At 37.4% G+C, this 24292-nt stretch carries 15 protein-coding genes; 11 read left to right on the forward strand and 4 right to left on the reverse strand.

The genetic code is table 11. The annotated features are described in order from the left end of the window. Positions 1-23: 23 nt before the first annotated feature. The gene (locus tag MP477_RS08595; protein WP_230037344.1) at positions 24-1019 is read left to right on the forward strand and encodes a phosphatidylinositol-specific phospholipase C; all 996 of its coding nucleotides are present in this window, start codon (positions 24-26) and stop codon (positions 1017-1019) included. Between the two features lie 193 nt (positions 1020-1212). On the opposite strand, the gene MP477_RS08600 is transcribed toward MP477_RS08595, so the two are convergent. From MP477_RS08600 to MP477_RS08610, 3 genes are all read right to left on the reverse strand, one after another. Continuing rightward, the gene (locus tag MP477_RS08600) at positions 1213-3039 is read right to left on the reverse strand and encodes an alkaline phosphatase (protein ID WP_257190056.1); all 1827 of its coding nucleotides are present in this window, start codon (positions 3037-3039) and stop codon (positions 1213-1215) included. Between the two features lie 75 nt (positions 3040-3114). Continuing rightward, positions 3115-4623 carry a RagB/SusD family nutrient uptake outer membrane protein gene (locus tag MP477_RS08605; RefSeq protein ID WP_257190057.1) on the reverse strand — a complete coding sequence of 503 codons (1509 nt, stop codon included), beginning with the start codon at positions 4621-4623 and terminating at the stop codon, positions 3115-3117. A gap of 24 nt (positions 4624-4647) precedes the next feature. Next, positions 4648-7536: a TonB-dependent receptor gene (locus tag MP477_RS08610; protein WP_257190058.1), complete on the reverse strand. Its 2889-nt coding sequence runs from the start codon at positions 7534-7536 to the stop codon at positions 4648-4650. A 405-nt stretch (positions 7537-7941) separates the two neighbouring features. On the opposite strand from MP477_RS08610, the gene MP477_RS08615 reads away from it, so the two are divergent. From MP477_RS08615 to MP477_RS08660, 10 genes are all read left to right on the forward strand, one after another. Next, positions 7942-8730, forward strand: coding sequence for an SDR family oxidoreductase (locus MP477_RS08615; RefSeq protein WP_257190059.1), 789 nt, complete (start codon positions 7942-7944; stop codon positions 8728-8730). A gap of 181 nt (positions 8731-8911) precedes the next feature. Then, entirely contained in the window at positions 8912-10489 is a 1578-nt protein-coding gene (locus MP477_RS08620; RefSeq protein WP_257190060.1) for an autotransporter assembly complex family protein, read from the forward strand. Between the two features lie 181 nt (positions 10490-10670). Further along, positions 10671-13829: a SusC/RagA family TonB-linked outer membrane protein gene (locus MP477_RS08625; RefSeq protein ID WP_257190061.1), complete on the forward strand. Its 3159-nt coding sequence runs from the start codon at positions 10671-10673 to the stop codon at positions 13827-13829. 16 nt (positions 13830-13845) lie between these two features. Continuing rightward, positions 13846-15378, forward strand: coding sequence for a SusD/RagB family nutrient-binding outer membrane lipoprotein (locus MP477_RS08630; protein ID WP_257190062.1), 1533 nt, complete (start codon positions 13846-13848; stop codon positions 15376-15378). Positions 15379-15459: 81 nt separating this feature from the next. Beyond that, positions 15460-17805, forward strand: coding sequence for a phosphocholine-specific phospholipase C (locus MP477_RS08635; RefSeq protein ID WP_257190063.1), 2346 nt, complete (start codon positions 15460-15462; stop codon positions 17803-17805). Between the two features lie 194 nt (positions 17806-17999). Further along, positions 18000-18578, forward strand: coding sequence for a hypothetical protein (locus MP477_RS08640; protein WP_230037325.1), 579 nt, complete (start codon positions 18000-18002; stop codon positions 18576-18578). A gap of 104 nt (positions 18579-18682) precedes the next feature. Next, positions 18683-19483: a DUF3324 domain-containing protein gene (locus tag MP477_RS08645; RefSeq protein ID WP_257190064.1), complete on the forward strand. Its 801-nt coding sequence runs from the start codon at positions 18683-18685 to the stop codon at positions 19481-19483. Beyond that, positions 19476-22229 (forward strand): hypothetical protein, encoded by a 2754-nt coding sequence (locus MP477_RS08650; RefSeq protein ID WP_257190065.1) that lies wholly within the window; start codon positions 19476-19478, stop codon positions 22227-22229. The genes MP477_RS08645 and MP477_RS08650 overlap by 8 nt, the downstream gene beginning before the upstream one ends. Beyond that, on the forward strand, positions 22226-22759 hold the full coding sequence (locus MP477_RS08655; protein ID WP_257190067.1) for a hypothetical protein: 534 nt from the start codon (positions 22226-22228) through the stop codon (positions 22757-22759). The genes MP477_RS08650 and MP477_RS08655 overlap by 4 nt, the downstream gene beginning before the upstream one ends. Positions 22760-22767: 8 nt before the next feature. Further along, entirely contained in the window at positions 22768-23337 is a 570-nt protein-coding gene (locus MP477_RS08660) for a hypothetical protein (protein WP_257190068.1), read from the forward strand. 101 nt (positions 23338-23438) lie between these two features. On the opposite strand, the gene MP477_RS08665 is transcribed toward MP477_RS08660, so the two are convergent. After that, entirely contained in the window at positions 23439-24290 is an 852-nt protein-coding gene (locus tag MP477_RS08665) for an IS3 family transposase (RefSeq protein ID WP_306552727.1), read from the reverse strand. Positions 24291-24292: the final 2 nt, after the last annotated feature.

Below are 24292 nucleotides of genomic sequence, written 5' to 3' on the forward strand. Positions count from 1 at the left end.
TTACCTAAAAATATAATAAAACTATGTTCAAGAACCACATGAGACGTTTTACTACGATGAGTCTTAGTATTGCCACCGCAAGTTTATTTTTCTCCTGCTCGGATGCCAGTACCGAAAGAGAGGTAAATGATAATGGAATAACATCTGTAGAAAAAGCCAACTACAGAAATGCTGCACTTCCTATAGCCATGAACAGCTGGATGTCCGGCCTTCAGGATAACATTTCAATTTCAAGGATTTCTATTCCTGGTACTCATGACTCCGGTGCTACCAGAGAAATCCCTTCTAACAGCGGTACGGCAAAAACCCAAAACCTCAGTATCGGTGAACAACTCAATACAGGGGTACGTTTTCTGGATATCCGCTGCCGGCATATTGACAATTCTTTTGCGATTCACCATGGTCCTATTTATCAGAATCTGAATTTTGATGATGTCCTTACTGCCTGCTATTCATTTCTGGAAAGTCATCCTTCAGAAACCATCATCATGTCTGTAAAAGAAGAATATGATGCTTCCAATACGACCAGAAGTTTTGAAAGTACTTTTGATTCGTACATTCAGAAAAATCCATCAAAATGGGATCTGGGAACCAATATCCCCAATCTTGGACAGGTAAGGGGGAAAATCAAATTATTAAGAAGATTCTCAGCAGGAACAGCCAAAGGGATCAATGCAACTTCATGGGCAGACAATACTACATTTGAAATCAATAACAATGGCGCTCCAATGAAAGTCCAGGATTATTATAAGGTAACGAATAATGATGATAAATGGGCAGGCATTTCATCTCTCCTGAATGAAGCCAAGAATGATGGCAGCAATAAGCTTTTTGTCAACTTTACAAGTGGCTACAAACCGGGAATCTTCGGAATACCAAGCATCCCTACAGTTTCCAACAGCATTAATCCTAAATTGAAAACATTCTTCCAAACAAATACACAAGGAACTTACGGGGTAATGCCTATAGACTTTGTCAATGCTGAGTTATCTGAGCTGATCGTTAAAACAAATTTTTAGAATCTTAAATTTCTAAGAAATACAAAAAACCGGCTGCTTCAAAAGTGAAACAGCCGGTTTTTATTAGATCAATTAATATATCTGAATAATCTGTGTAATCTAATGTTATAAGAATTTTAATAATATGATGCTTTCATTCCTTATTACAATCAACAAGACAATCTCAATAATGAAACATCCTTATTCTTATACATTATTTCTGAATACCATATGCTGCCAAAATCTTATTGAAGATCTCTGTATTTTCAAACAGCCCTGTAAATTCTTTGGAATTGGGTCCGTACGCAAATACACTGGAAGGAATTGAAGTGTGATCATTGGTACTGAAGTTTCCAAATATCCATCCGTCTTTAAGGCTACCGTCCAGAAGCGTCAATCCTCCAGTTTCATGGTCCCCTACAACGATTACTAATGTCTCTTTATTTTCATCAGCAAACTTCATGGCTTTCCCTACCACCTGATCAAAATCCAGTAACTCGGTTACCAGCTGCTCAATATTATTGCTGTGTCCTCCTCCATCGGTCTGTGAAGCTTCAATCATCATAAAGAATCCTTTTTTATTGTTCTTTACTTCGTTTAAAGTAAGATCAAACGCATCAGCCAACCAGTTTCCTCTTCCATTCGTAATTCTTTGTGAGGCTAAAGGATCAATAATCAATGTACGGTTGTTTATTTTGCTAACCGATTTCAAATCATAGAATACATCTACTTTCGCCTCTTTAAACTTTTGCAGGTTTTCCTGGGATAATCCACTGGTAGGACCTCCGATTAAAATTTTTGTTTTGGAAGAAGCAAAGCCTTTCAGTATCGGCTCTGAGCTATTTCTGTTATCTGAATGTGCATAAAAATCTGCAGGCGTAGCATCGGTAACATCTCCTGTAGAAATTAAACCGGAAACCATTCCTTTATCTGCAATAATATCAGGAATCTGTGCCAAGGCTTTTCCCATATGGTCTACTCCCACAAATGTATTTTTGGTTTTTACCCCTGTAGCAAAAGCAGTAGAACCGGGAGCTGAGTCTGTAATATAGGCATTGGAAGAATTGGTTTTGGACAATCCTGTAAACTTCATATTAAAAACATTCAGCTTTCCTTTATTCGCTGTAAATGCAGCATAGTACTGTGGTAACGACGTTCCGTCCGGAATCAGAAGGATCACATTTTTCACCTTTTTAGCTAAACCATCCGTTTTATAAGTGGGCGTATAGGTAGTGTATTCTTTGGTATTTTTATAAAAGTTTTTAGGAATGGTATTCATGAACTTTTTAAGATCCGGAATATGGTCGGTATTGATATAATCCACTCCCATATCCATAAAATTCACCCAAGCATTAGGGAAATCAGGAGCTCCGTAAAAACGCATTGGTTTTTGCTGAACATGGGCTTTTTCCACTGCTTTTTTAATCTTATCGGTTTCTTCATCCCTTGGAATTCCTTTCCCATTCCATTTTATAAGCTCAGGTAAATCTGCACTGAACATTCCTACCCTTTTCAGCTGATCCGGAGTATAATTTTTTTCAAGATCTCCATCAAAATAAAGGTAGCTGGGATAATTTTTAAAATCACCCGGCTGAGGCCTTCCTCCCGTAATCACTATTTTAATACCTGAATCCCCTGTAATCTCAGGATATTTTTTCAGGGTACTTACTAATGCATTCAAAGAAGTCTTATAATCCTGCTTGATGTCAATAAGCAGCTGCAGCTTTTTATTGGCATCCGGATAAACATGTCCTTTATTCTGTTTAATCTGTTTCGAGATATTGTCCAGATAAAGGTTTTCTAAGGTCCGGTCTGAAGACAGTTCTTTTTCCGTATGGCCTACCCATAGTTTACCTTTCACCAGGAAAACATCTGCTTCAATAGAACCAAAATTAGCATAATAAGCCTGCCAGAAAGGGATTTCCTGCATGTAGTCATTATGAGAATGGGCATTTCCCACATTATAATTTAAATAATTCTGTGCCTGATTTTCAGAGAAAACAGCCAGGGCCAATACAGCCAAAATCTTTGATAATTTCATACTATTTTTGAAAAAAACTATATCACCACAGCAGTTCTGTGATGATATAGCGGATAATATATATTAGACTAACATTTACCAACCTTCGTTTTGTTTAATAACATTATGGCTGTTTACAATTTCAGCTTGCGGAACGGCCCATACGTTATGTACAGCAGGGTTAAAATTTCTTGCGGCCCATACTTCCTGATTGTTTATCCCGTGAAGAGGTTTTGCATACGTTTCTTTAGCATCTCCCCAGCGGACAAGATCTCTGTGACGGTCTGCCCATTCTCCTGCAAGCTCACAACGTCTTTCGTGCTTCAGGTCAGCCATAGTACATCCGAATTTTGGAGCTAAGCCTGCACGTTGTCTTATCATATTGATTTCTACGTCAGCATTGCTGCCTTTCATCAGTAAAGCTTCTGCTTTGATGAGGATTACCTCAGCATAACGCATAATCGGAACGGCAAGATCTGTACACGGATAATCCCCGTTGGCACTTACGTGGCCACTGTTCAGTTGATATTTAAATGCATCCATATATTTATTGAACTGATAACCGGTAAGGGAATTGGAAGAAGCATAGGTTCTTTCTGTTCCGTTAAAAGTAAACTTATCACCCAATTTCAGAATCGTTGCACTTCTTCTGAGGTCCCCTGTTTCATATTCATCATACAGCTCTTTTGTCGGCTGGAAATATCCCCATCCATTATATTCTCCCCATCCTTTGTTTTCAAGCATTACTCCCGGAAGAATACTTCCCACCGAATTAAATTTAGGGGTACTTGGTATTGACCAGATATATTCTGAGCTATAATTATTTTCGGCTTTAAAGACATCCTTATAATTGCTCAACAGGTTTCTGTTTCCTTTTGTAATGACTTCATTAGCCCAATATTCTGCATTCTGCCAGTCTTTCATAAACAGATACACTTTTGCCAACAATGCCCATGCCGCGGCTTTATGAGGTCTTCCAAAATCCTTTGCCGGAAGTTCAGCCTGAGCTGGCAACAGTTCTGCCGCCTTTTTCAGGTCATTCACAATATAGTTGTAATTCACCATTACATTAGCGGCTCTTGGAATAGGATTGGGATCCGGTTCTTTTGTACGGTCTATAATAGGAATTCCCGCTTTTTCATTTCCATAATTATAGGCTAGCTCAAAATACATCCGACTGCTCATAAATAAAGCTTCACCCAAATATTTATTCTTTATAGCTGCCGAAGTCTGAATATTGTCAACATTACGGATCACACGATTAGCAACTCCGATTACATTATATCTTTTGTTCCATTGTGTTTCCAGATCTCCCGCTGCTATATAATTGCTGCTGAAGTTCTTGGCATTATCCGCCTCACTCTTCGCCCTTCCTGTTACCATATCATCACTGGCATTGATAAACCAAAAGAAACCTCGTCCGTAAAACTCTCCGTCAGACAGAGGTTTATACATAGCATTAGCGCCGGTGATCAGATCATTTTCCGTTTTCCAGAAACTGGCTTCCGTAGGAGTTCCTTCAGGCTGAATATCCAGCTCTCCCGTACATGATAAAAGCATTGCCGATATTCCTGATACTAAAAATATTTTATTGAAAAATTTCATTTTTTTACTTTTTGTTGTTTAAAATTATAATCCTATTTCCACCCCGAAAATGAATGAGCGTGACTGTGGATATCTTCCGGTATCTACCCCATAAGAATTCATTCCTACTTCGGGATCAAAACCTGTATATTTAGTAATAGTGAAAAGATTATTGGTGGTCACATAGATTCTAACCTTATTCACATCCAACTTTTGGTAAAGCTCTCTTGGTAATGAATACCCGATGGTCAGGTTTTTCAGTCTTAGATAAGAACCGTCTTCCACATAGAAGTCTGATACCTTGGAATAGTTTCCACTTGGATCACCATGTACAAGCCTTGGAATATCAGTATTGGTATTCTGAGGAGTCCAGGCATTCAGGATATCTCTGTCCATATTATAATTCTGCCCTGTTCCTCCCGGATTTAAGGAAATAAACTTCATCCCGTTAAAAATCTTATTCCCGTATACTCCCTGTAAGAAAATATTAAGGTCAAAATTTTTCCAGGTCATATTGTAAGAAAATCCATAAGAGAATTTAGGATATGGACTGCCAAGATTTACAAAATCCTGGTTGTTCAGTACCCCTATATTTCCATCCTTCTTCAGGAACTTAATATCTCCGGGTTTCGCATTGGGCTGAATAAGATTCCCATTAGCATCTTTATAATTATTAATCTCATCCTGAGACTGGAAAATACCTCCTGTTTTATATCCGTAAAAAGAATATAACGGATCTCCTATTTTTATACGGGTCGGTTTCAATACCCCTCTTACTCCATTGTCATTAATAAAAATTTCATCCACATCAGCAAGCTGTTTCACCGTATTTTTTAGTTGACTAAAAGTAACTCCCACTGAATAAGTAAAATCCCCTGTCTTCTTACCATTATAGTTAATTCCTAATTCGTATCCTTTATCCTGAAATAATCCGGCGTTCACATACTGGTTATTATAGGTAGCTGTACTTGGTAAGCTCACATTAAAGATCTGATCTTTAGAATTTTTCACGAAGTAATCAAACTGTAAAGAAAGACTGTTGTGAAGGAAAGAAGCATCTACTCCAAAGTTAGTCTGTTCAGATTTTCCCCATTTCAGATCCGGATTAGGTCTCGTCGTAGCATAATAGGCAATATTCTGCGAAGGATCCTGTCCAAAAATCACATTATTATCCCTCGTCATTAAAGGATTAACCGCCTGAGGAGAAATACCTCCAAGATTTCCTAAGATACCATAGCTTCCTCTAAGTTTTAAGTTTGACAACCAGGAAATATCATTCATAAAATTTTCCCTGGATACAACCCAAGCTCCGGAAACAGCATAGTAATTAGCAAAACGGTTCTGCTTTGCCACTAATGAAGAACCATCACGCCTCCCCAGCAAACTGATGATATACTTCCCTGCATAATCATAATTTAGTCTTGCCAGATAAGATACCAAAGCCTGTTTGAATCTATAACTGGATACTTCTTTATTAGTATCTGCGGCATTCTGAAGATGCTGGAAAACATCTGCCTCACTTCTGAAATCAAAAGATTTTGCCAGAAACCCGTCTTCAACTGTTTTCTGAAAAGTAAAACCTGCCAGGAAATCAAAATTGTGCTTGCCTGCAGTAAACTTATAGGTAAGAAGCTGCTCTGCAAGGGCAGTAGACGTATTATTAGACTGGTATTCTAAATTGTTCGTATCAAATATTTTCCCAACTTCCAGCACTCTGGAAGTAAAATTCTTTACGTTTCCTATTTTAAATGTCTGTGAGAAGTTGGAACGGAATTTCAAATCTTTTGCCAACGTAATTTCGGCATAGGGATTAATTAAAATTTCATGGGTAGGATTCCTGATATTGATCCTTTTAAGATAGGCTACAGGATTGATCATATCTCCGTAACCACCGGCTACATCAATAGGTAACCCGGAAAAAGCTCCTGTTTGGGTATATACCGGAACATTCGGTGGATAATACATGGCGGCTATCAAAGCTCCCGTATATCCACTTTTAGTATCTGCTGTATTTCCGTCAGAGTAATTATAGTACATATTCTCTCCAATCGTCAGCCAGTCTTTCACTTTATGCTCAGAGTTCACTCTGAAATTATATCGCTTTGCCTGGGTATTCAATAAAATACCTTCCAGCGCTCTATGGTTCATTCCCACATAAAATCTGGACTTTTCTCCACCACCGCTTAAATTAAGGTTATATTCCTGGATCGTTCCTGTACGGAAAATCTCTTTCATCCAGTCTGTTCTGGTAATTCTTCCGTCAGGATATTTTTCGGGATTAAAAGCAATAGGTAAACTACCCAGCTTACCGGCATTTGCATAAGCCTGGTACATCACATCCTGAAATTCAGCCGCATTTAAAGACTCTTTCAATCGCCATGCCTCGTTAATACCATATTTAACATCAAAGTCTACAGTAAGGACTCCTTTTTTCCCTTTTTTAGTGGTAATAAGGATCACCCCTCCTGAAGATCGTGCTCCATAAATTGCTGCAGAAGCATCTTTAAGAACAGAGATATCCTGAATATCATTCGGGTTAATAGATGGAGTTCCGTTGAAAACCACTCCGTCTACCACGTAAAGAGGGGTTTCTCCGTTAATACCTCCCAAACCACGGATATTTACTTTGGGTGAACCGTTAGGATCACCTCCTTCATTCACTACCGTTACTCCGGGAGCCTTCCCCTGAAGAACCTCTCCTACTCCTGACAAAGATCTGGAAGTAAGTTTATCCAATGAGGCTTCGGTAACAGCACCGGATACTTTGCTTTTTTTCTGCGTTCCATAGCCCACAACAATAACCTCGTCAATGGCTTTTTCTTTTAAGCTGTCTTTTTTTTGAGATAGAAACATCGGTGAAACCGATATTGCACCAATAAGTAAAACCCTCCCCGTCAGATAAGAAACTGAAACAGGGACTTTAAATACATTCATGACATCCTTTTTAATTAGATGCAAAATTAGACCAGCCTTAACCCGGGCGGCATTAAGCTTTCCTTATGTTTTTATTAAGAAATTTTAGCTTAATTCGAAATGCACATACAATACAAAACACGCAATATTCTGATTTAAAGACAAATAAACAAATAAAGTAGTCATTCCATTTATATTATGGACAGCATTAAGATTAATTTTACTTTAAGTTTAATCACTCCGGGACAATAGATCAGCACATCATTAAACAGCAGGTACCTCATGTCTTATTCAGAAATAATAACAGACTTCCCTTTTCTTTTTTTACATTTGCTGAAAATAGAGCTTTCTTTAAGCAGCTGATAGAATCAACCTCAGCAGACTGCTTATAAAGAAATAAAAGAACAATTAAATCATACAGATTAAATGACCATTATCATCACAGGAACATCGTCAGGAATTGGTTTTGCATTGGCCGAATATTTTGGTAAAAAAGGGAACAAAGTATATGGTTTAAGCCGAAAATATACGGAAAGTCAGTACTTCAAGTCTATTCCAACGGATGTTACTGATAATACTGCGGTTCAGAATGCTATTACAGAAATTTTAAAAACTGAAAGCAGCATCGATGTTCTGATCAATAATGCAGGAATGGGAATGGTAGGAGCTGTGGAAGATTCTACCCAAGAGGATATCTTAAAACTATTCAGCCTGAATCTGGCAGGTCCCGTTCAGATGATGAGCGCTGTTCTTCCGAAAATGCGTGAGCATCAATTTGGAAAAATTATTAATGTTTCCAGTATCGGAAGTGAAATGGGACTTCCTTTCCGTGGTTTTTATTCTGCATCAAAATCTGCATTGGATAAAGTAACTGAAGCGATGAGGTATGAAGTTTACCCATGGAATATTGATGTATGTTCTCTTCATTTGGGAGATATCAAAACCAATATTGCAGAGAACAGGGTGATAGCCCAGGTTTCAGAGCCTTATAAAAATGTGTTCAATAAGGTATATGCTTTAATGAACTCTCATGTCAATGACGGAACAGAACCTGTAGAAGTAGCAGAATATATAGAAAAGCTTTTAGGAAAAAATAAATGGAAAGCTCATTATTATTTTGGTAAATTCGGGCAGAAGATTGGAGTTCCGCTGAAATGGATTCTTCCACAGGGAGTTTATGAGAATTTAATGAAGAAATATAATAAACTGGACTAGTTTCAGTTATTAAAAAGTTATTTATATTTTAAACTATTAAGGTGATTGAGTTGTTAAGAATGAAGATGAACTTCGCTTATTCGGTTCATTTACTAAAGTCAGAGTGACTGTCTGTATCTCAAGATAATTCTTAATGATGTAAGACCAGCTAAAATTGAAGTTATTTCTGAAAATATTTTTTGTGCTGTTCTGCGTTTTTATCCAAGCGCAGAAAAAGCATTATTGGCTTATTGATACGGAAACAAAGGTTAAGAAAAAGGTCAAAGATTCAGCGTCTGCCGTAAAGTTTCTGGATTCATTAGCCCAAAACAATTATTTCTTCACCCAACTGAAAGAGGTAAAAATAAAAGGCGACAGCACTGAAATTTTTTTCGACAAGGGCAAAAATTACAACGAAACCTATGTTGACCTTTCTGATTCTATAGTTCAGAAGCTCAAGGTTCAGAAAGATTTTTTCACCAAAAATCTGGATTCCACAAAAAAAAGTATCAATAAAAAATATATTGATGACGGCTATTCCTTCAGCAGAATTAAATCAAAATATAAAGGCAAAAAAAATGGATTTCCCGTTATAGAGCTGGATATCAATAAGAATGACAAAAGAACCATTGATGGATTTGTGGTCAAAGGCTACGAGAGGGTTCCGAAAAGATTTATTAAAAATCTGGAAAAGGAGTTTAAAGGAAAAACCTATGACGATAAAAATCTGATAGCCGTCAACAAAAGTTTTCAGAGTCATCCTTTTGTAACACTGGAACGCCAGCCTCAAACTTTATTCACCAAAGACTCTACAAATATTTATCTTTTCCTGGAAAAGAAAAAGACCAATAGTTTTGATGGGGTAATCGGTTTTGGAAATGACAAAACGAATAAGTTTACCTTAAACGGAACCATGAATGTCAACTTCAGAAATATGTTCAATGGTTTTGAAGCGATTAGTTTATATTGGCAGAGAAACCCGGACAGAGGGCAGACTTTTGACCTGCAGGTTGATATTCCTTATCTTTTCAAATCCAATATCGGACTGAATACAAAGGTGAATATTTACAGACAGGATTCTACTTTTGCCAATGTTAAGTTTCTTCCTGCTTTTTATTACCACCTTAATAACCGGAACAAAATCGGTCTGCGCGGAACTTTAGAAACTTCAAGTATTATTGATACTTTATATACCCAGGGAAAGGATTATAACAAAAGAGGAATAGGGATCTGGTATGAGATGACTGAACCTACCGATATTGATCTTTTTCTTTATAAAACAAAGATCAGTGCCGGATATGATTTCTTAACGACCACCTATACAAAAGATAACATCAAAGCTACCCAAAATCAGTTTTACTTTTATGGGGAGCACAATTACCATATTTCCGGAAACCATTTTCTTAATATAAAAGGTGAAGGCCGGATGATGGATTCTAAAATGGAATTTTCCACCAATGAATTATTCCGCTTTGGAGGCTGGAATTCCATGCGGGGTTTCAATGAAAACTCCCTTGCAGCAGATTATTTCTATTACGGAGGTTTAGAATACCGGTACTTAATTGGTAATCAGGCATTTTTCGACCTCTTTGGACAGTACGGACAGCTCAATAATAAATCATTGAATGTAAAGCCCAAACTCTACAGTGTCGGGCTCGGCTTTAACTTCTTTATTCCAATAGGATTGATGAGCTTCCAGCTCTCCAATGGTAATGAGTTTGGAAATCCGTTTAAGTTTAATGATATTAAAATTCACTGGGGAATCCTGAGCAGGTTCTAAAAATTCTTTTTCCCATTTCCATGATCCTTTAATAAATAAAGCGAAAATATCTTGTAAAGACGGCTTCTTACTTTACCATTTTATTAATTATTATTGTTAAAAAATATTAAAATCATATTTTTAATTTAACATAACATTAAAACACAGGTAATAGTGTCAGGGTATATTTGTCTTCAAAAAAATGAAGAAGACTTTAGCTAGTTTTGCAATTTCTCTGCTTCCTCTTTATTTTACAGCTCAGGAAATTAATATTTCAGGAAATGTAAAATCTGAAAACGGAACAAGTGTTTCCGGAGTCAATATCACTGACAAAAATACCGGTAAGACGGCTAAGACTGATGATAATGGTAATTTTACCATCTCAGCCAATCCCAAAGACATTCTTGAATTTTATTCTCCGGACTTTTCTTTGTACACTATAGAAGTTTCTTCAAAAAAACAGTATGCGGTAACTCTGAAAAAGGTGAATGAAAAACAGCTTGAAGGTGTTGTCATCACCGCTTTGGGGATTGCAAAAAAGAAAGAAAAGATTGGATATTCTACCCAGGAAGTAGGCACCAAGCAGTTTGAAACAGTTACTACTCCCAGCATAGGAAATTTGTTCTCCGGTCAGGTAGCCGGTCTTAATGTATCCAACCCTACCGGCATGCAGCAGGCCCCGGATTTTACTTTAAGGGGAAACTCTAACCTGGTTTTTGTTATTGATGGAGTAATTGTTGAAAAAGAAGTTTTTCAAAACCTGGATCCCAACAATATTGAGAATATCAACGTTCTGAAAGGAGCTACTGCTTCTGCATTATATGGCTCCAGAGGGAGGTATGGCGCCGTGCTGATTACTACGAAAAGTGCTAAAAAGAAAGGTTTCTCTGTAGAATTTTCACAAAATACAATGATTACCGGCGGGTTTACCAATCTTCCAAAAACTCAAACCGAATATGGAAATGGCTCCCATGGAAAATATGAATTCTGGGACGGAGCAGACGGTGGTGTGAATGACGGAGATATGATCTGGGGCCCAAAATTCACCCCCGGACTCCAGATTGCACAATGGAACAGCCCCATCAGAGATAAAGTAACAGGACAGATTGTCCCATGGTATGGAGCCGTGACAGGAACTCAGTACAATGACAAATCAAGATATGAAAGAGTTCCCATCGACTGGAAGTACCATGATAACTTAAATACATTTCTGAAGCCAGCAGTTATCAACAATAACAACTTCTCTATAAGCTATAAAAACAATCAGGATATATACAGACTTTCGGGAAATTTCATGAATTACGATGACCGGGTTCCCAACTCTTATCTGCAGCGTTATGGCGTGAATTTTTCTTCGGAAAATCATTTGGGAGAGAAATTCATCTTCAATACAAAATTCAATTTCAACCAGACTTTTACACCGAGTACCCCCAATTATGACTACAATCCAAGCGGACATATGTATACCATTCTGATCTGGATGGGTGGTGATGTTGACGGAAATGCACTGAAAAATCATATGTGGGTTCCTGGAAAAGAAGGTACTTCACAGGCAAACTGGAATTATGCATGGTACAATAACCCATGGTTCGGAGCTGAATATTATAAGAATAAGAACCGAACCAATATCATCAATGCTCAGGCCGGTCTGGAATATAAGGCTACAAAAGATTTCTCCGTAAAAGGTAAGATATCTATTGTTGAAAATCACAATAAACAGGAAAAGCTAAGCCCTTATTCTTATTTCAATTATGATGCTCCAAGAAGTGGGGGTTATATCCTTAATGATTCCAAAACATGGAACCTTAACTATGATGTATTGGCAACTTATAAGAAAAAGATTTCCGAAAATTTTGATATTACCATTAATGCCGGAGGTTCTACATTCTACTATAAAAATAATATAGACAATAAATCTACTGATGGACTGAAAGTTCCGGAACTTTATACGCTTGACAACTCTATCGGGGCTATAAAATATTACTCCTATCTTAAAGAAAAGCTGATCTACAGTGCCTATTCAACCATTGATATCGGGTTGTACAACGCCTTTTTCATCAATATTTCCGGGCGTAATGACTGGTCTTCTACCCTGCCTAAGGCTAACAGATCTTATTTCTATCCGTCAGCTTCCGTTAGTGCTGTCATTTCCAACCTTGTCAAAATGCCTGAAGCCATTAATCTCTTAAAGCTTTCAGCATCATGGGCAAAAGTAGCCTATGACTTTAAACCTTATTCTACCAGAAATTATTATGTAAATAACGATGGGATTACCTTTAATGGAAATCCTACCTATTATTACCCTACCATTCTGAATATTGAAAACTCTTTAAAGCCTGAGCAAACCAAGTCTTATGAATTGGGAGTAAGCGCAGGGTTATTCAAAAACAGGGTTAGCTTGGATGTCACTTATTTCAGAACACTGGATTATAATAATATCCTTAAGTTCCCAAGTGCCCAATCATCAGGTTTTACCTCTCAGTATGTCAACGGGAACGAATATACTACAAAAGGACTTGAAATTTCATTAGGATTAGTTCCGGTAAAAACCAAGGATTTCACATGGAAATCATTGGTCAACTGGAGTACTTATGAACAAAAGCTTACTTCCATTTATGATAATATGCCCAACTACAATAATATCAAGCTGGGTGAAAGAATGGACAGCTACTACGATTATACATGGCAAAAGTCTCCGGACGGAAAAGTGATCCTTGATGCAAAATCAGGTATGCCAACAAGAGCCAATGCACCGAGCAATCTGGGGCATTTCAACCCGGACTGGACTTTCGGATTTAATAACAACTTTAAATATAAAAAGATATCCTTAAATATAGGAATCGACGGAAGCATTGGCGGAATAATGAGATCCCAGGTGGTAGAAAAAATGTGGTGGGGAGGAAAACATCCGAACTCTACCGCTTATAGAGATCAGGAATACGCTAACCCGGGAAGTTATTATTTCGTTCCCGATGGTGTCAATTATAATCCAACTACAGGGCTTTACACGCCTCATACCAAAGCAATCAGTTTCCAGGATTGGGCACAGAACTACCCTTATCAGGCAAGAGTTACCCAGGACGAGAGTGATGTGTTTGCCAACGTCTTCGACAGAACTTTTATCAAACTAAGGTCTGTCGTATTGGAGTATGATTTTTCATCTTTACTCAATCCGAACGGAGTGATCAAAAGCTTTACGGCAAACATTTCGGCTTATAACCTGGCAATGTGGAAAAAATCTAAAAACCTTTATTCCGATCCTGACTTTCAGATCAAAACAGGCAGGGAAGGTGACATCAGTAATGATATTCAGGATCCTTCAAGCAGATGGTTCGGAATCGGATTTAATCTTAAATTTTAATTAAGTACAGAATACAATGAAAAATAATATAAATGGTATTGCTAAAATTGCATCGCAAAATGGTAAAACTGCGAAATGGCTTACTATAAAATCGCTACTTATTGCCGGAACGCTGGCATTGGCATCATGTGAATCCAGTCTTGATAAGATCAATGAGAATCCCAATGATAAGGCAAGCGTTGATCCCAAAGTTCTTCTGACCTATGTTTCAAAAGATGCTTTTCAGATAAACGGTGATAATATGTATGCTTCCCGAATGATGATCGGAACGGATGGCGAGAACACCTACCAGTATATGAAATGGAATGACACCTCTTTTGAAGTCTATACAAAAGGGCTTTTGAACACGGCAAAGATGATACAGGAGGCTGAAAAAATAAACAATAAAAACTATGTGGCTATAGGAAAGTTCTACAGAGCCTATTATTTCTTTACTTTAAGTTTAAAGGTTGGGAGTATTCCTTACAGTGAAGCTGTAAAAGGAGAATCCGGAATTACCCAGCCCAAGTATGACAGCCAGGAAGCGGTAATGGCCGGAATTTTATCTGAACTGAAAGAAGCCAGCAGCCTTATCAATTCCAATGATAAGATTGAAGGGGATATTATCTATAATGGAGATGCTGCAAAATGGAAAAAACTAATCAATTCTTTCCGTCTCAAGATCCTGATCACCATGTCTAAGAAAAGTACCGTTGGAAACTACAATATCGCCACAGAGTTTGCCTCTATCGCCGGAAGCCAGCCTCTGATGACTTCCATTGCAGATAACGGTGAGCTTAAGTTTGCAGATGCTGCAGACAGCCGGTACACTATGTTTAACAACAGTGGTTATGGATCAAGCTTATATATGGCTGATTATTTTATCAATATGTTCAAGGACAGACAGGACCCTCGTTTGTTTACATTTGCAGCCCAGACTACCGGTGCAAAAGAAGCGGGAAAAGCTATTACCGATTTTACAGGATATAATGGCGGAAATCCTACCTCACCATATTCTGATAATGCAACATTGATTACGGCAAAAAACATTTCTAAAGTAAACGACCGTTTCTATAAAGACCCTACCAATGAACCTTCATCGGTATTAAGTTATTCTGAACAGGAGCTTATTCTGGCTGAAGCTGCGGCAAGAGGCTGGATCTCCGGATCTGCAAAAACTCACTATGATAATGCTATCAAAGCAAGCTTCAGCTTTTACCAGACCTATGTAAAAAATCCTAACCAGTATTTCGCCGGGTTTAATGTGAATCAGTATCTGGCAACGCCATTGGTTGTGTATGACGATGCCGCTCCTCTACAGAATCAGCTGGAAAAAATTATCACTCAAAAATACATGACCATGTTCCATCAGGCACAATGGACCTCGTATTATGATTACCTGAGAACAGGCTATCCCGATTATCCGCTCAAGGCCGGAGTTTCTGCTCCATTCAGGTTCAGATATCCACAGTCTGAGTACAATTACAACAGCTCTAATCTAAAGGCTGCCCTTACCGCTCAATATGGAGGAAATGATAATATTAACTCCAAACCTTGGTGGCTGCAGTAAGATTTTAATTATTTTTATATTCAACAAGAAACCGCAGGAAAATCCTATTAACTTGCGGTTTCTTTCTTATTACGATTGAACATGAACAGAAGAGAATTTTTAGAAAAATCGAGCCTTTTACTGGCCGGATTGGGAACTTCAAGCGTCCTTCATCCTTCTATCTTAAAAGCATTAGCTATTGAACCTGCAGCATTATCTACGTTTTATGATGCGGAACATGTGGTCATCCTGATGCAGGAAAACCGTTCTTTTGATCATGCTTTTGGTGCGCTTAAAGGAGTAAGGGGATTTTTAGATCAGAGGGCTTTTATAAAACAGGACGGGCATTCTGTTTTCTTCCAAAAGGATAACAACGGAAAATATGCTTCTCCTGCCAGACTGGATCTTAAAAATACAAAATCTACATGGATGAGCTCCCTACCCCATTCATGGTCTGACCAACAAAAAGCTTTAAATAAAAGGAAATATGACCAGTGGCTTCAGTTTAAAGCTTCAGGAAATAAAGAGTATAAAAATATCCCCCTTACTTTGGGATATTACAACCGTGAGGATCTTCCGTTTTATTACCAGCTAGCCGACGCATTTACCATATTCGATCAGTATTTCTGTTCTTCCCTTACCGGGACTACCCCAAACCGCCTGTTCCATTGGTCCGGAACTCTTAGGGAGCAGCAAAACGGCAAGGTAAAGGCCAATGTTTACAATGATCATATTGATTATGATAAGGCCAGACAAGCGAAATGGAAAAGTTTTCCCGAAATTTTAGAAGAGAAGAATGTTTCATGGAGAATTTATCAGAATGAAATAAGCCTGCCTAAAGGAATGTCCGGTGAGCAGGAAGCATGGCTAAGTAATTTCACAGATAATCCTATTGAATGGTTTTCAAATTTTAATGTTAAATTCTCAAAGGGATATTTTCAGAATATTCCCCATATGATCAGTTACCTGAAAAAAGAGATTGAAAAAAATCCCGGTCAGAAAACAAAACTTGAAGCCATAATTACGGAACTACAGGAAGATCAGGTAAAATACCATCCGGATAATTATTCAAAACTTTCCCAAAAGGAAAAAAACCTTCACGAAAAGGCCTTTACTACCAATTCTAATGATCCTGATTTCTGGAATCTGGAAATCGGTAACGATGAAAACGGAGAAAGATTGGTTGTTCCGAAAAGTGATGTCCTGTTCCAGTTCCGAAAAGATGTAGAGGAGAAAAAACTTCCATTGGTTTCATGGCTGGTAGCTCCCGAACATTTTTCCGACCATCCTGGATCTCCCTGGTATGGAGCCTGGTATATTTCTGAGGTTTTAAATATTCTGACTAAAGATCCTGAAACCTGGAAAAAGACAATCTTCATTATTAATTATGATGAAAACGACGGATATTTCGACCATGTCCTGCCTTTTGCACCTCCTCTAAATCCGAGTCAGCCGGTTGATATGAATGGAAAAGAAGGTGTGGAATATGTAGACAAATCCCAGGAATATATGTCTACCCTTCCATTACAGGACCATGAAAGAATTGAAGGAACTGTAGGCTTAGGCTATAGAGTTCCTATGATCATTGCCTCACCATGGACAAAAGGAGGTTTTGTGAACTCGGAAGTGTCGGATCATACTTCAGTACTTCAGTTTCTGGAGAATTTTATCAAGAAAAAATTTAATAAAGATGTTCATGTGGACAATATCAGTGACTGGAGAAGAGCTGTGTGTGGAGATCTTACTTCTGCTTTCAATTCCCCGAGTGTAAAAGCTCCGCAAATGGACTATCTGAATCAAAAAGATTTTGCAAAAACCATTAATGCAGCCAAAAACAAACCTGTTCCTGATTTGAAATGGTATTCTGAAAATGAACTTAATAATACTCTCCTGCACATTCAGGAAAGAGGAACCAAACCATCCAATGCACTTCCTTACCAATTCCACGTTAATCTGGAAGGAGGAAAAATCAGGATGTCCAATTTAAAAGACAATGGTGTCCCTCTGCTTCTGTATGACAGAACTCAATTCAACAGTACAGATTATCATTTTTCATATGCTTTATATGCCAAACAGGAGCTATCTCATCCTGTACATGCCGGTGTTTATGATTATGAAGTTTTCGGTCCTAATGGATTTTTCAGGAAGTTTACGGGAAAGAATTCTCCGGAAAAAGAGGTTATACTTATCAACAATACTTCAATAAACCAGGTTGAACTGATCTTCAGAAATAATCAAAAAAGAAATATTCCGATACTCTTAGAAGACCTCTACGAGAAAAATAAGAAAACCTTAACTTTAGATCAACCTGAAGAAAAAATACTAATTGATCTCAGTAAGAATAAAGGCTGGTATGACGTAAAAGTAATATGGGAAGATCATATCTGGCATTTTGCAGGAAGGGCAGAAGCCGGAAAAGCTTCGATTTCGGATCCTCATTGGGCTTAAAACCTTCTCAATAAAACTTAAAATCCCGTATACTTTTTGTACGGGATTTTTCATAATTACATACTCTAATTCCTTTATTATTCCCAATCATATTCAAATATAAGAACGTAATATTTAACAATATAAAAAATAATGTATATTTTTTTCATAGTATGTTGAATTTTATTACCTTCACTAAACTAATTATTTACATCATGAAAAAATTAAAATTAACAATTGCAATGTCTCTATTTGCGGTAGCCATATCTACTGGTATCAGTGCACAAGATACCAATACAGACAATCATACGATCACCATTTCAGTTCCAGAAGTTGCTCTGGTTGACATTGAACCTGCTGCTACTAAAAACCTTACATTGGGATTCACAGCTCCTACTGAAGCCGGAAATCCTATTATTCCAAGTACTGCCAACACTACGCTTTGGCTTAATTACTCTTCTATCAAATCTGTTGCTGATCCTACACGTAACGTAACTGTAAGCCTTAATGCCATCATTCCTGGCGTAGATATTCAAGTAACTGCAGCGGCAGCTACCGGATCCGGGGGAGGAACATTAGGAACATCTGCGGGACTTTTAACATTAAGTGCTGCCGACCAAACTATTATTTCGGGAATCGGAAGTGCTTACACAGGTAATGGTGCCAATAACGGACATAATCTTACCTATGCTCTTGCAGCAGGAAGCGGCCCCGGAGGTGTAGCAGCTTATGCGGACCTGCAGGCAACAGCCACTACAGTAGCCACTGTTACTTACACTATATCAGATAATTAGAATTTAATAAAATTCAATTCTGTATTTCAAAAACAAGAAGAAATTGTCTTTCAGTTTCTTCCTGGTTTTGTATTATTTAATGATTTAATTCCAAACTCTATATAATGATAAAGCGTATTCTTTTTTTGATCGCCCTTATTTTACAGTTTAGCTTTCTACATGCCGGCATTGTGATTCTCAACGGGCTTACGCATTCTTATACAATAGAAAACGGAAAAGTTTACAAAGGGAAAATTGGTATCGAGAACACGGGAAATAATGCTCAAAGTGTCAAGTTATTTTTACAGGACTTCGCCTATAATGCCGATGGAACAACCCATTATACGGCATTACATACCAATAAAAGAACTAATGGTGACTGGATTAAGCTCAACACGAATTTAATTACCCTGAAAGGGAAAGAAAAAACAGAGGTATTCTATGAGATCACAGTTCCAGATCAGCCGGTAGATCCCGGCAGCTACTGGAGTGTAGTGATTGTAGAACCCGTAGATGATATAAAGCCCAGTGACAATAAATCAGGGGTGAATATCACTTCTGTCATACGGTATGCCATTCAGATCATTACAGATTATGATACAGAAAAGGCCAAACCGGACCTTAAGTTTGAAAGTGTAAAAGTAGAAAAAGAAGATGGAAAGCAAACTGCAAAAATTGCCATAGCCAATAAAGGGAATCTTTACTGTAAACCAACGGCCTCTATTGAGGTCTATAACCGTAAAACAGGAGAAAAAGTGGGGACTTATTCAAGTTTAACGATGGGGCTGCTGCCTTCTACTTCTAAAACCTTTTACATTGATATCAGCAAAGTACCACCGGATAAGTACCGTGCTATGATAATGGCTACAGATGAGGAAGAGAATGCCTTTGCCCTCAATGTGGACTTAGACGTAAAAAATGATTAGAATTTGGACATTATTTATTACCATACTATTTTTCCCGGTATTTATTTTTTCACAGAAGCAATCAGACCGATTGAACAGTAAAAAAGATAGCCTAACTCCGGGAACATCTACATCTATACCTTTTACATTGGAAAATAACTCGGATGAGAACAAAACCTATGATATCTCAACGAATGTTTCAAGTCCGCTTATTATTCCCATTTTAGAAAAAGGGGAATTTCAGATTGCTCCCCATGAAACTTCAGTATATCTTGTTCCTTTGCGTATCGCAGCAGAAACTACTCAGGGTGATTATTCAGTAACCTTACATATCAAAGACCGGAATACCGGAATTTCTTTTGTAAAAACTTCAAAAATTATCATTTCCGGCAACAGAAGACTTTTTGTAACGGCATTAGATTCTCCAGAGTTTATAAGGGCCGGAGAAACTATCCGTTCTTCTTTTCTTTTAAAAAATAATGGAAACGTAACGGAAAATATTATTCTGGAAAGTAAAAATGCTATTGTTGATCATGATGCATCATTGGTTTTGGAACCTAATGAATCAAAAATTATTACCATCCACAAAGTAACTCATCCGGAGCTCCGGCAAAATGAATATCAAAATCTAAATCTTTCGGTGTACCCGAAAAATAATCCTAAGGAAAATCAAAGTGTTTATGCAAGTACCCAGGTTATAGCGGTAAAGCCCACAGAAAACGATATTTATCACAGGCTTCCCATCTCGGCCTCATTATCTTTCATTGGAATGAAAAATATGGGTATTTACAATGATGGCTTCCAGGGGGAGATTTATGGTAAAGGATCGCTGGATAAAGAAAATAAAAACCAGATTGAATTTCGGGCCGTTACCCACAACCCTATAGAATTCAACACATTTACCCAGTATGAAGAGTATTTTGTAAATTACAAGCGGGATAATTTTTTTGTCCATCTTGGTGATAAAACGTATTCTTCATCCTTTTTAACAGAGTTTGCAAGATACGGCCGCGGAGCAGAAGTCCGATATGATTTTAATAAAGTGAGTGTGGGTGGCTTCTATAACCATCCGAGGTTTTTCAGGGATATTAAAGATGAGTTTAATATCTATTCGGCTTTCAGGATAAGAAAAGAATCAGAACTTTATGTTGGATATCTTTACAAAACTCCTAGAGAAGGGGAAATCAATTACAGTAATGCAAGGTTAGACTCTGATGCCCATCTTCCCTATGCTAAGGGAAAATTCAAGGTTTCAAAAAACATTAATCTTTTCGGAGAATTTGCTTACAGTACCACAAAAAAAACAGACGGAACAGCTTATATGCTGCAGGGTGAAGCTATTTTTGAAAGGCTCAACGGAAGTTTAATGTATATCAAAGCAAGCCCTGAATTTGCAGGATATTTTACAAATACCAATACCTTTAACGGTAATATTTATTATAATGTAACCAAAAAGCTAAATGTATTCGCCAATTATATGCAGGATGCTAAAAATTTTCAGCGGGATACTCTTTTGCTGGCTGCACCTTACAGAAAATATTTTCAATATGGACTGCAGTATAAATATCTTTCTAATGGTTTTATCATGCTTAACAATGGCTATCAAATCTATCAGGACCGTTTAGAGCCCCGGCAGTTTGATTACTATGAACGATATTTCAAAGTAATTATTAATCAGCAGATTGGCATATTTCAGATGAATATCGAAGGACAGTTTGGTAAAACGGATAATTACCTTACAGGATTTAATGGGAATTCCAGTTTTTATTCTGTCAATCTCTCATTTCAAAAATTCAGAACATCCTTTAATGTATTTGGAAGTTATGCCGTCACTTCCCGATACCAGCTGCAAAATCAAAAAAATTTCTATTACGGTGCCAGAATCTTCAGCCAGTTTTCTGATAAAACCAACCTAAGTCTTTTTTACCAGAACAATTATATGCCTGAAGAATATTTCAAAGACAGAAATTTATTTGAACTTCTGTTCCATCAGCAGTTATTTTCCGGGCATGAGGTTGACCTTTCGGGAAGATATTCACTGCAAAGAGGAGAAATAGGAAATAAAGATTTTATATTTTCAATGCGCTATACCTGGCGTCCCAATATTCCGGTACAGAAAACTGCCGAATACATTACTTTATCAGGAAATATCAGCAACTTGGGAATAAAAAAGACGGAGGGAGTAAGATTAATGCTGGGAAGCTATTTATCAATTACAGATAAAGAAGGAAACTACTTATTTAAAAATGTGATTCCCGGTAATTACTTTTTGGAAATAGACCGTTCCACCACAGAGATCAATGATATTCCTACCTTGGCATTTCCCACAGCACTTTCTCTTATTAATAAAGAAAATATCTTTAATTTCGGATTAACTACAGCAGCCAGTGTACAGGGTCATATTCAGCTTGTAGAAACAGCAAACAGGGATCAGACAGGTATTTCAGAATTTCTTGCAAAGAAAGAAAAAAAGAAAAAAGAAAGTATCATTGTAGAAGCTGTCGGCAATGATCAAACGTACCGTAAAATCTGTTTTATAGGAGAGGATTTTGATTTTACCTATCTCCGGCCGGGTGACTGGATAATTAAAGTGTACCGGAACGGTCTTGATAAGCGTTATAAAATTTCAACCGATAAATTCCAGTTTACTTTAAAGCCTTCTGAAACAAAAAAACTAAGCATTAACGTTGTCAAACAGCAGATAGAAATCAGGTTCCAGCAGGAATCCCTAAAGGTAGGTTATAATGAAATAAAAAAGAAGAGATGATTTTAATCCGTTCCATAATATTAATAGTATCCTTTATTCTCTCCGGTCCGGTGTATTCCCAGACTGCTAACAGTACTGTTACTATAACTTTACCTGTAGTAACGTTAATGGATGTTGAGCCTACAGGAAATATTACGTTGAATTTTACAGCTCCTACCGAGGCTGGAAATGCTCTTGGCAATCCAACTCCCAATACATCAAAATGGATTAATTACACTTCTGCCATTACTCCCGCAGGCCTTACCAGAAGAATTACGGCATCTGTAAATAAGGTCATTGATGGTGTTAATATAAGACTGCAGGCCGCAGCAGCTTCCGGAGCAGGAGGAGGAACACTGGGAACTTCTTCAGGGCAGGTTGTTCTTACGACTACGCCTGTTACAGTTATTAGTGGTATTGGAGGCGCCTATACCGGAAATGGAGCCAATAACGGCCACAGACTTACCATCTCATTAGTTCCGAATAATTATGCTAATGTATTGACGCAGGCTAATACGGCTATTACAATTGTTTATACCATCACTGAATAAAATTGAAAATGAAAATCAATAGTCACCTTCTCAGAGAAATACGCTTACAAAAATATCTATACTTTATTGCTTTCACAATGAGCAGTTACCTGAGTGCACAAACCATAAGTGCCAGTGGAAGTGGCTGGACCGTAAGCGTCCCTTCTATTACTGAAGCAGGAAATAACTATGCCGGAACTTATGAGAGTGCCACTAATATCACAACATTATCCGGATTTTTACCGGGATCTTTTTTAAATCTTCTTTCAAGTGGAGCTGCCAGGGTCAGTATGCATTATAATCCTGTTTCCTGGAACAGTGCGCTGCATCTTTACACAAGAAGAAGCGGAGGAAGTACTGTTATTAACGGACTTTGTCTTCTCTGTAGTGCAACGGTCAATGGAGGAACTACTTATCTGGAAATACCTCCAACAACGGATACATCATTTTTTACAATCAACTTTACCGGAGTTTTAGGGCTTGGTAACAGTGTCAATTTCTCAGCAATTAATGTGCAATTTCAGATAAGTGGTGTCTCTGTAGTCATTCCTGCCAAAGCATATAGTGCGCAAGTAGTTTTTACCATAGGACCTAATTAAAAATTCTTTCAGCCAACCTTTTGTTCATGAAAGAGAGTAGTATAGATGATTTTTGACTAGTCCTGAAATAACGATACAAATTAAAGGATAAAAGTAAATAATTAAACCAGAGTAAATTTATTTTTGCTTTGGTTTTTTATTTTATAAGTTTTCATTTTTAATTTTGACTGTTTATGCATTTGATTTGGTGTTAAATAATGATTTGAAAAATGTGGTCTGAATTCATTATAAACACTAATAGACTGATCCACAATTTTTCTTCTCATTGAGGTATCAATATCATATTTATCAATATCAAATTCCTGTTTTAAAATACCATTGACTCTCTCTGCAACTGCATTTTCATAAGGATCAGAATTCTGTGTCATACTGCATTTTATCTTATGCTTTATCAATATTCTCTGATACTCATTCGAGCAATATTGTAAACCTCTGTCAGAGTGGTGGATCAGCGGTTCTCTATCAATTTTATTGTCTTTTAATGCTTTTTTTAATGCTATCATGCTACTTTCTGTATTGAGATTATCTGCAACATAATGACCTACAATTTTCTTAGAATAAGCATCAGTTATGAGACTTAAGTAACTCGGTTTTTTTCTATTTCCAATATAGGTAATATCTGCTACCCACACCTGGTTGGGCTTGGTGATACGGTACTCCAAAATCAGATTTTTATGCTTTCTAAATCGATGATGAGAATTGGTTGTAATATGATAACTTCTCTTTGATGTGATCAATAAACGATTGGCTCTCAAAATATCAAAGAACTTATCCCTTCCTATTTTCAAAGACTTTAAAGGTTTACTCAAAAGAAAATACAGCTTTCGACCACCTAATTTTGGCATTTTTATACGGATATCCTCTACGAGAGTTATTACTTTTGATGCTTTGCTTTGTGAGTTTTTATACCCTCGGATGCTTCTGTAATAGACTTGTCTATTCAACCCGAACAATT

It is taken from the genome of Chryseobacterium sp. WG23 (assembly GCF_024586575.1).
Lineage (GTDB): Bacteria > Bacteroidota > Bacteroidia > Flavobacteriales > Weeksellaceae > Chryseobacterium.